Here is an 8624-nt window from a genome sequence, read left to right as displayed (position 1 = left end):
CAGTAGCTTGATAAACAGTACCTTGGTAAACAATACCTTGGTAAACAATACCTTGATAAACAATACCTTGATAAACGGTACCTTGGTAAACAATACCTTGATAAACGGTAGCTTGGTAAACAATACTTTGATAAACAGTAGCTTGATAAAACTCTGCGACACCAAGAGCATGATGGTACTTTTGCTAAGAATTCAATGATCAAACAGGCACAAAAAAGCGAAGCATTACGCTTCGCTTTTTTAGTCAATAAGCGAAATGCTTATTTAACGAATTCAACACCTAGGTTGATATCGCCTTTTAGAGTATCAAGCATTGCATCACGTGCATTGGCTTCAAACGCGCTAACTTCGCCGTATGGAAGAACTTTTTCAACGCCGTTTTTGCCTAGTACTACAGGCTGTGCGAAGAATTCAGCATGTTCACTGCCGCCATCTACGTATGCACACTCAACAACGTTTGCTTCACCTTGAAGACCACGTACTAATGATAGACCGAAACGACATGCCGCTTGACCCATTGAAAGTGTCGCACTACCGCCACCCGCTTTAGCTTCAACAACTTCAGTACCCGCATTCTGGATACGTGTAGTAAGTGCTGCAACTTCTTCATCAGTAAAGCTTACGCCTTCAACCTGTGAAAGAAGTGGAAGAATAGTCACACCACTGTGGCCGCCAATAACGTTAATGTTTACATCAGCAACGTTTAAACCTTTAAGGTCAGCAATGAAAGTTTCAGAACGGATAACATCCAGTGTAGTAACACCGAATAAACGATTCTTATCGTAAACACCTGCTTTTTTAAGTACTTCAGCAGCAATTGCAACCGTAGTGTTCACTGGGTTAGTGATCACACCGATTAATGCTTTAGGGCAAGTCGCTGCCACTTTTTCAATCAAGTTACGAACGATACCCGCGTTGATGTTGAAAAGATCTGAACGATCCATACCTGGCTTACGTGCAACACCAGCAGAGATTAACACAACATCAGCGTCAACTAATGCAGGCGTTGGATCTTCGCCAGCAAAACCAGTTACTTCAACGTCTGTTGGGATGTGGCTTAAATCGACAGCAACACCTGGAGTAACAGGAGCAATGTCATAAAGAGACAACTTTGAGCCTGCAGGAAGTTGAGTTTTTAATAGTAAAGCTAGGGCCTGGCCAATACCGCCAGCAGCACCAAGTACAGCTACTTTCATAATTATCTCCAATAACGTTCTAGTGTATGACTTCTAAATGTATGATTCGCAGTTTGTGACATAGATCATATTTCTTGTGGCGTCACATTACTGCATCAGCGAGACAATTTCAATTATCCGTTAGTGGAGTAAGGTGAATTACTTATTCTATGATATGTATATAAATAATCACTGATTTAGCCATTTACACTGTAAAGTGAATTTTTATTCACCGATTTAGCTTATTTCTTGACTTGTGACGTTTATCTATTCAAAATGACCCCGTTTTGTGAATATATTGTATTCATTTTAATTATTACTATAAGACGAAAAAAATATGCCAGCGACCAAGAATCAGGATGAACTCGTTAGAACGTTTAAGTCGATACTAAAGGAAGAGCGCTTTGGTAGCCAAAGTGAGATAGTTAACGCGCTGCAAGCAGAAGGTTTTGGCAATATCAACCAGTCAAAAGTTTCACGTATGCTAAGCAAGTTCGGGGCCGTACGTACTCGAAATGCTAAACAAGAAATGGTGTACTGTTTACCTGCAGAATTAGGTGTTCCTACCGCAGGTAGCCCAGTAAAAAACCTCGTCCTCGACGTTGACCATAACCAAGCAATGATTGTGGTTCGCACCAGCCCTGGCGCTGCACAGTTAATCGCTCGCTTATTGGACTCAATAGGTAAGCCTGAGGGGATTTTAGGAACGATTGCTGGAGATGACACTATTTTCATTTGTCCAGCTAGCATCAAGACTATTGACGATACACTGGAAACGGTTAAGTCACTGTTTAATTACAGCGAGTAATTAAACGATATCGGCGAACTAACCGATGTAAGACGGGAAGTCAGCCAATAAAAAAGCAATGCCATCGCATTGCTTTTTTTGTGTCTGCTAGTTAACAACTAAACAGGTTAGTCATTAGCAAACTGAGCTAAGAAATCTAATGAAGGGGCGAAAAAAGATGAGCCCGTTAATGCTTTAGTGAATTGCATTAAATGATCATGGTTACCATGGCCATCACCGTGCACCATACTGCGAAGCATTTCTTCAAAATGAGTTGGCTTGCTACAGGTCGAGATAAACATTAACCCTTGCTCTTTTAATGAGCCAAACGGCATGCTTTGACGTAGGATTTCCATTGACTTACCATCAGCGTCTTTTAAGTTAACGCGTTTAATATGGCTGGTTAATGGCTTATCTTCAGAAGCATATTCAATATCATCTTGCTTTGTTCGGCCGATAATATCTTCTTGTTTCTTCTGTGGTAGGCGATTCCACTTACTTAAATTATGAGCATATTTTTGCACATGCACATAACTGCCGCCTTTAAATTGATTATCTTCATCAGCGACTAGCGCAACTTCTTGGCGACTACGCCCTTTCGGGTTTTCAGTGCCGTCAACAAAGCCTGTTAAATCACGGCTATCCATGAAACGGAAACCACGTTCTTCTTCAATTAGCTCAACCAAACCTTCAAACATTTGGCTAATTTCATTGGCAACTAAATGCAAAATATCATAACGATCACAGCGGATATGCATGAATAAATCGTACTCAATGGCAGGAGCATCACGATTCCCCTCTTGCATCGCTGGGAATGGACGCAATTGAGCTGGACGCTGTTCACCATAAATAGTGTCCCAATAGTTAGCACCAATAGCGACAAAACCATTAAAGGCACTGTCTGCATATTGATCTGATAACTCGTAAATATATTGGGCTACATTGGCTAAACAAGGACGCAGTTGAGCTTCAACGCCGTCATTTGCATTAAACATCAAGTAGACGCTATGCAAATTTCCTTCAGCACAAACTCCTAACTGTTCGCGAGGCATATTCTGTGTTTCCATGTTGGAATCAACCACCTTTGACAATAATAAGATGCTAATATTGTAAGGTAGTTGAGCAATTTATTCCTTATGCTCTATACGATAATTAACCAATTTAGACTTAGGTCACTAAAATATCACTAAAGGGTGTGCCGATATGGATAAATTCACTTTCTGACCAAGCTTCAATGCAGTTAATTGACTTCTCACTTCGAGCGTTTGTAACCCTACTTTAACCCAATAATGACAAATTGTACCCAGAAAACGCCTTTCGACAATTTCACCATGCCCTTGAGATGCTGGTTGTAAATCAATTTGTTGCGGTCGTAGTAGTAATTCACTTTGGCTATTAAGCGCCAGATTTAACGTTTTAGTACTCTCAATTACCCCTAAAACCGAAGAGACCTGTGTTGGGCTTTTAACCGTAACAGTTAAATAGTTGCCCTCGCCTAAAAACTCAGCCACATAACGCTCAATAGGTTCAGCATATAGCTCTTCAGCTAACCCATGCTGAACAATGCCGCCTTCTTTAAATAAAGCTAACTTATCAGCAAATACAAATGCTTCATCTTTACTGTGGGTAACAAATACTGCGCTAACGTTACGCTGCTTAAGGATTTGCCTGATTTCTAACATCATTTCGCTACGTACTTGCGAATCAATATTTGAAAAAGGCTCATCGAGTAATAGCAGTTCTGGCTGATAAGCCAGCGCGCGGGCAATCGACACTCGTTGTTGCTGGCCACCCGATAATTCATGAGGGTATCGCTTACCTAACCCTTCAAGTTTAACCAGTTGCAACATATCTTCTAGGCGTTCACTGCGTTCTTTTGCAGTTAAGTCTTTTACTCCAAAAAGAATATTGTCGCTCACGGTTAAGTGGGGGAATAACGCATAGTCTTGAAATATCATTCCAATGCCGCGATTTTCACTCGGGACAAACACACCGTCAGCACTTAGCGACTGACCATTGATAGCAATACTGCCTTCACTAATGGCTTGCAGTCCGGCAATCGCGCGAAGTAATGTCGTTTTACCGCAACCACTGGGGCCCAAAAGAGCCACGATTTCACCTTGTTCTAAAGTCAGATTTAATCCTTTGAGAATAACCTGTCCTTGGTAGTCACTTTTTACATTTTGAATGGTCAATGTGGACATATCAGCTCTCTTGCTCCAATGAACGGTTTAGGTAAATCAACGGGATAAGCCCAACAATTACAATCACAATAGCAGCTAAAGCACCATGTTCGAGTTGCTCATCTGAAACGAATTGAAAAACATGGGTCGCAAGGTTTTCAAATCCAATAGGACGTAGTAATAATGCCGCAGGAAGTTCTTTCATGCTTTCGATAAAGACCAGTAACGCGCCAGCAAATATACCTTTACGCAGTAGAGGTAAGTGCACGCGCCATAATAACTGTCGTGGCTTTTGCCCCATGGTAATACTGGCCATATCTAATGAAGGCGATATGCGTTTATAGCTGTTTTCAATACTCCCGATTGAAATCGCCACAAAGCGAACACAGAAAGCAAAAATCAACGCAAACACACTGCCGGTAAATAGCAGGCCTGGTCCACGGGCATCAAAATAGTCATAAATATCATTAATCGCGAAATCAAGATAGGTTAATGGCACTAACACACCGATAGCTAATACGGTGCCAGGGATCGCGTAACCTGTGCTGCTTAACCGAGAAGGTAAAATGTCACTTTTACGCGGGCTCACTCGCCTAATAAACATCATCAGTAAGGCTAAAACAACGCAGATAAAGCTCACAACAGCGGCAATGTATAAGCTATTAAAACTGTATTGCCAAAAACGACTGTTCCAGCTTTCATCGAAATAGTCGATGGCATAACCCGCAAGCACCATAAATGGCAGTAAAAAAGCCAACACAATAAGTAAACTGCAATAGCCAAAAGACACCCAAGCTTTAACGCCTTTAAGGTGATAGCGATCAGACTCAGTTAACCTTGATTGTTTTTGGAATAACTCTTGTTTACGACGGGCAAAACGCTCAAAACCCACCATAGCGAATATGACCAATAGCATGATTGCTGATAATTTTGCTGCCGCTGAAAGGCTGCCATACCCTAGCCAAGTATCGTATACAGCAGTGGTAAGTGTTGGCACAGCAAAGTAGCTTACAGTGGCAAAATCAGCAGCCGTTTCCATGGCAACTAATGCCATGCCAACGGCTAGCGCAGGCCTTGCCATCGGTAAACCTAATCGCCAGAAACTTTGCCAAGGACTACAGCCCATAATACGTGAGGCGTGCAATAAGCTCGAAGATTGCTCCATAAAAGCGGTGCGAGCCAGCAAATAGATATACGGGAATAACACCAATGACAGCATGATAGCTGCACCAGTTAAAGTACGAATATCAGGGAAATAGTAATCTTGAGGGGAGGTCCAGCCAAACACTTGCCTTAACATGCGCTGCACGGGGCCTGCATAGTCAAGCATGTCGGTATAAACATACGCAACAATATAAGCGGGCATTGCTAGGGGCAGTAATAATGCCCATTGAAAATATCGACGAGCAGGAAAGTCACACCTCGCCACTAACCAAGCAGCAGGAACAGCAATGACTAAAGAACCGAGACAAACCTGCAACATGAGCAACAGGCTGTTACTGATATAGGTTGGAAGTACGGTATCAATTAAATGACTAAAAACAGCTTCGTCAGGGAATGTTGCTTGTACTAAAAGTGCAAAAAGCGGCAATATTAATATTACCGCAATCGCATAACCAGCGAGCGACCAGCTTCTGGTTAAGCCTAAGATCATAAATACTTTCCAGTCAGTGCCGCATGATTATCATGCGGCGTAATAAAGCATCCTTACAGATCAAATTTTACTTCATCAAGTAGCTTCACTGCTGCTTGATGGTTTTCTGCTAGCTTAAAGATTGGAAGACTATCAGCTTTGAAGTCACCCCAAGAGGCTACCATTTCAGAAGGCTTCACATCCGCTTTAACCGGATACTCCATATTCACTTCTGCGTAAGATTTTTGAGCTACATCAGACGATAAAAACTCCATTAATTTTATCGCATTATCTTTGTTTGGTGCAAACTTAGCGAGTGCCATACCTGAAACATTGATGTGAGAACCACGGTTTTGCTGATTTGGGAAATTGATATATACCGCTTCAGCCCAGCTCTTTTGCTTAGGATCTGACATCATTTTACCGAAGTAGTAGCTGTTACCGATAGCAATATCACATAAACCTTCTTTCACCGCTTTAACTTGTGCTCGGTCATTTCCTTGTGGCTTACGCGCTAAATTGGCTTTAACACCTTCAAGCCAAGTTTTAGTTTCAGCTTCGCCGTGATGAGCGATCATTGATGCAACTAATGCGATGTTATAAGGGTGTTTGAAGCTACGCGTACAAATTTTCCCTCTGTACTCTTCAGAGGCTAAATCTTCATAACTTAGATCAAGCTTACCGACACGGTCTTTAGAAGAATAAACATTACGAACACGCATAGTCAGCGCATACCAGTCATTTTCTGGTGAGCGATATTGCTCAGGAATATTGTTGTTAAGCGTGTCACTGTTAACATCAACAACTAAGTCTTTTTCGACCAATTCCATAAGGCGCGAAAAATCAGAGGTGAGTACAACGTCAGCAGGAGAAAGACGACCTTCACGAGCAATACGCTCTGCAATACCATCTTTAGCGAATACGACATTGACGTTAATGCCTGTATCCTGGGTGAATTTTTCTAAAATCGGCTCAACAAGAAAAGCTTGTCGGTATGAATAAACAGTAAGATCTTCAGCTGCTGTAGCAGTCATTGATCCCATTGATGACACAGTAGCTAAACCTAACAATGCTAGACTTTTAAACGACTTCATTCCAAATTCTCCTTGGCGTTGCATAACTCACTTCACCTTGTCACAAATATATATGTAACAAAATAGTGAGTGATTGCTTATGGAAATGATAATAATTATCAGTTGCGAAAGGATAATAGATCGCTGCTAAAGGAGCAAGTGTTGTTTATGAATCCATCTTTGAATACCAAGGGGATTTATGTATTTATAAGCAATAAATCATATCCCAAGAGCTGCATAAATTAGATGTCATACAGCTTGTTCAAGGCAGATTACCAATATTTTTCAACGGTGATTTGGCCAGGGGCTCGACGTAAGTTCTTCACTAAACCTTTTTCAATTAATGCTGTTTGCGCATCGGTAATCATTCCAGGATTGCCACAAATCATCACCTGAGAATTATCTTGATTAAGCGCAACTCCAGCTGTCTGTTCAAGAATACCGCTTTGTAATCCATCAGGAATTCGACATGACAAACCACCGCTATATGCTTCGCGGGTGACTAACGGAATAAATATGAATTGGGTTGGGTATTTAGCTTTTAATGCTTCTAACTGTGGTAAATAGGCTAAGTCTTCAATCAAGCGAACACCATACACTAGCACCACTTTATCAAATCGCTGCCAAGGTTCTGCTGTTTCCATCATAGAAATAAATGGCCCAACAGCTGTACCTGTCGCTAAAAACCATAGATGCGGCCCTTGTAAGGCGCCGGTGGGAATTTCATCTAAAGTCATAAAGCCAGCCGCCTTGGTGCTCACTTCAATTGTGTCACCAATACTCAGTGCTTGAAGATCTGGGGAAAGCTGTCCGTCTTCTACAGCAACAGCCAACACTTCGATATAGTCTTTCCCTGGTGGGTTGACCACTGAATAGGCACGCGCAATACGTTTCTCATCACGAATTTGACTCAGCTTGATAAACTGTCCTGCAATAAATGGTTCTACATCTGCTTTGATGCGTAGCGAGAATAACTTCTCATTCCATTCAATACGTTCAATGACGGTACCCGTTGTCCACATAAGCTATTCCTTGAATCTTAGATGAAGAAATCGATTGTATTCATTCAACTTGCGGCGGTGCTGTATTTTGTTTAAAGGTTTCAAGCCCTGCCTGAATTAAACTATAGGTTTGTTCGACCCCTGCTGCAATGTCACCTTCAAGTACTTTCAAACCCGATAATATTTCGGTTGCCTCTTTAAAGCCTTGATCGATAGCACCAGAAATTTTGTCCATAAAAGTATCTAATTGTTCAGAAAACTCCATTTGGCTATTCTGCTGCAGGTGCACCGAAAAGAAATTGGTCGCAAAACTGACTATACGCTCTGCCGTCGCTTCTGGCGAATAATCAACATCGGTTTCTGCTGCTTTTTGTATCGCGTTTTCACCCATTGTAGGTTCAAGCTCAATATTTATCGCATCAATTGCAGCGCGATATAGCAATGCCATCGATTGATCGCCCGCTGCAATACTGACCTTTTCTTGTGCCGCTAAAATACTGCTATTTTTCAACTCGCGGCTTATTTCACTCACTGAAGGTTTTTTTATTTCAGTAGTCTCAGTTAATGGCTTTGAATTCAATTTGTCTGCCGCCTGTTCAGACGGTGATTGACGATTCGATTTAGCATTCATTTGCGTCGGATTATATAACTCCATCACCAGCTCCAATTAACGATTAATTACATTTCAGGTTAGCTCATTTTATCGGCAACTTAATTAAAAACTTAAGCTTTTAGCTTTAATCGGTAAACCATTTTCACAAAGAAAACTGAG

Annotated in this window: 8 protein-coding genes; 1 reads left to right on the top strand and 7 read right to left on the bottom strand. The window is 41.5% G+C overall.

What is annotated here, in order from left to right:
• Positions 1-260: 260 nt before the first annotated feature.
• Positions 261-1196 carry a malate dehydrogenase gene (mdh, locus tag BCU84_RS11710; protein ID WP_102528261.1) on the bottom strand — a complete coding sequence of 312 codons (936 nt, stop codon included), beginning with the start codon at positions 1194-1196 and terminating at the stop codon, positions 261-263.
• Between the two features lie 316 nt (positions 1197-1512).
• Here mdh and argR point away from each other — a divergent pair, with 316 nt between their 5' ends.
• Complete coding sequence (gene argR, locus BCU84_RS11705; RefSeq protein WP_102528260.1) at positions 1513-1983, top strand: transcriptional regulator ArgR; 471 nt, start codon at positions 1513-1515, stop codon at positions 1981-1983.
• Positions 1984-2090: 107 nt separating this feature from the next.
• On the opposite strand, the gene BCU84_RS11700 is transcribed toward argR, so the two are convergent.
• The 6 genes from BCU84_RS11700 to BCU84_RS11675 form a co-directional block, all read right to left on the bottom strand.
• Positions 2091-3029: a Dyp-type peroxidase gene (locus tag BCU84_RS11700; RefSeq protein WP_102528259.1), complete on the bottom strand. Its 939-nt coding sequence runs from the start codon at positions 3027-3029 to the stop codon at positions 2091-2093.
• Positions 3030-3137: 108 nt separating this feature from the next.
• Positions 3138-4166, bottom strand: coding sequence for an ABC transporter ATP-binding protein (locus BCU84_RS11695; protein WP_102528258.1), 1029 nt, complete (start codon positions 4164-4166; stop codon positions 3138-3140).
• Between the two features lies 1 nt (position 4167).
• Positions 4168-5799 (bottom strand): iron ABC transporter permease, encoded by a 1632-nt coding sequence (locus BCU84_RS11690; RefSeq protein ID WP_102528257.1) that lies wholly within the window; start codon positions 5797-5799, stop codon positions 4168-4170.
• 53 nt (positions 5800-5852) lie between these two features.
• Positions 5853-6872 (bottom strand): Fe(3+) ABC transporter substrate-binding protein, encoded by a 1020-nt coding sequence (locus BCU84_RS11685; protein ID WP_102528256.1) that lies wholly within the window; start codon positions 6870-6872, stop codon positions 5853-5855.
• 251 nt (positions 6873-7123) lie between these two features.
• Entirely contained in the window at positions 7124-7873 is a 750-nt protein-coding gene (locus BCU84_RS11680; RefSeq protein WP_102528255.1) for a ferredoxin--NADP reductase, read from the bottom strand.
• 40 nt (positions 7874-7913) lie between these two features.
• Entirely contained in the window at positions 7914-8507 is a 594-nt protein-coding gene (locus tag BCU84_RS11675) for a DUF5610 domain-containing protein (protein WP_102528254.1), read from the bottom strand.
• Between the last annotated feature and the right edge of the window lie 117 nt (positions 8508-8624).

This window comes from Shewanella sp. 10N.286.51.B7 (genome assembly GCF_002873615.1).
Lineage (GTDB): Bacteria > Pseudomonadota > Gammaproteobacteria > Enterobacterales > Shewanellaceae > Shewanella > Shewanella electrodiphila.
This window is presented reverse-complemented; position numbering and strand designations above follow the sequence as displayed.